Raw genomic sequence first — 1,929 nt, 5'->3', positions numbered from 1 at the left:
GGCGCCGCGCTGGCGCGCGAGATCGGCCGCGCCCATGGCGAAGCCCGCGACCGGCACGCCGCAGGCCATGGCCTCCACCGCCACGAGGCCGAAGGGTTCGTCCCAGCAGGGCGTGAACAGGAAGACCGAGGCGCGGCCGATCTCGCGCGCCAGCGCGGCGCCGGAGAGGTGGCCGCCGTATCGGATCGAACCGCCGATCTGGGGCGCGACCTCCGCCTCCCAGTACGCCCGGTCCTCGATCGGGCCGAACACGGTCAGCGGCATGCCGGCACGCCGTGCCGCCGCGACCGCGAGATGCGTGCCCTTGATCGGCGCGATGCGCCCGGACCAGACGGCGGTCCCGTCGCCGCGCTCACGATACGGCCAGGCGCCAGGATCGACGCCGTTGTGGAGGACGGACACGCCCGCCGGCACCGCGTCCGGCCACCACAGCGTGCGCTGCGCCTCCGACGTGACGGTGATCCGATGACCGGGCCCGAGGCTTTCGTCCACGAACCAGCGCAGCGCGTCGTAGGGCGGGACATGGAGCGACGTCACGGTCGGCACCACCGCGATGCGCCGGCGTTCCAGGGGCAGCCGGCTCAGGCTGTTGTTGTGGAGCACGTCGAACCCGCCGGCCGCGATCCGGTCGCAGGCGGCGGCGTATCCGGCGTCGACATGGGCGACGAGGCCGGCGTCGCCGCGATGCTCCAGCCCGGGAAAGCTGCGCTCATGATGCACCGGGATCACGGGATCGACGGCGAAGCGCGGATCGCTGTCGCCGGCGGCGAACAGCACCACTTCGTGCCCGCGCGCCATCAACCCGTCGGCGAGGGCCCAGCTCTGGGCTTCCATCCCGCCCGCGAAGGGGCGCGCTACCGGATGCCGGAGATGGGCGAGGAGCGCGATCCTCACGCAGTCGCCGCCGGGGCGGCCTGGGCTTCGAGGAAGCGGATGACGGACGCCGAGTTGCTGTAGGGCTGGTGGCTCTGCTGGCCGGTGAGCGCGAGATCGCCGGCCTCGGGGTGGCGCAGGATGCGGATCGGCCGATCGGGGGCGTCGTCGATCAGACCCATCACCTTGAACGCGTAGAGCCAGTGCCCCATGGTGCGGTAGCCCCACTTGGCCTCGAACAGCTCGGCATTGCGCACCACGCTGGCGAGGTGGTGGACCGGCGGCATGTGGTGCGGGTGGTACTGGTGGTAGGCCAGCCCGCCCTTCATCCAGGCGATGGGGATGCCGGCCTGATCGAGGATCTTGCCGAAATCGGTGTCCTCGCCGCCGTAGCCGACGTAGCGCTCGTCGAAGCCGCCAGTGGCGAGGAAGGTGGCGCGCCGGATGGCGAAGTTCAGCGACCAGAAGCAGCGGTAGTCGCGGCAGATCTCGATGCCGGAAGCCGGGGGGCCGCGACGGTCCGAGTGGCGCTCGGCGACCGCAGCGAAGGCCTCGCAGGTCCAGGCGCCCGCCGTGGCCTTCTCGGGCAGGTGCAGGACCTCGCCCATCAGCAGGCCGTCGAGCTCGGCGAGCCCGCGCGCGTAGTCGGCCACGAGGTCGGGGGCCGGGATGCAGTCGACGTCGAGGAAGACGACGGCGTCGCCGCTCGCGGCCGCGACGCCGCGGTTGCGCGCGGCCGCGAGCGGCAGCTCGGTGCCGGGGACCAGGATCTGACGGACCGGGAAGGCCACCTCGGGGAGGTCGTAGGGCGCGTCCTGCATCACCGCGACGATGAACTCGACGGGGGCCTGCGTCTGGCGCTCGAGGCCGAGGAGCACGTTGCGCAGGTGCGCGGGCCGCCCCTTGGCGAGGGTCACGACGGAAACGGTGGACATCGGGCGGTCTGGCTCCTGGACGATCGAGCGCGGGATTGAGCGGGCGGTCAGCGAGCGACGACGGCGAGCGCCGGTCGCTCGGCCGCGCCGCTCCAGAGTTCGTCGGCGAGCCCTTCGAGCC

At 72.7% G+C, this 1,929-nt stretch carries 2 protein-coding genes; both read right to left on the bottom strand.

The features are described 5' to 3' along the window. Nucleotides 1-894 (bottom strand): glycosyltransferase (locus FV223_RS26440; protein WP_147729708.1); only part of this gene is annotated, 894 nt, incomplete at its 3' end. Further along, on the bottom strand, nt 891-1,808 hold the full coding sequence (locus FV223_RS26435; protein WP_147729707.1) for a galactosyltransferase-related protein: 918 nt from the start codon (nt 1,806-1,808) through the stop codon (nt 891-893). The genes FV223_RS26435 and FV223_RS26440, both read right to left, overlap by 4 nt. Nucleotides 1,809-1,929 lie beyond the last annotated feature (121 nt).

The sequence above is a fragment of the Methylobacterium sp. WL116 genome (assembly GCF_008039455.1).
Lineage (GTDB): Bacteria > Pseudomonadota > Alphaproteobacteria > Rhizobiales > Beijerinckiaceae > Methylobacterium.
This window is presented reverse-complemented; position numbering and strand designations above follow the sequence as displayed.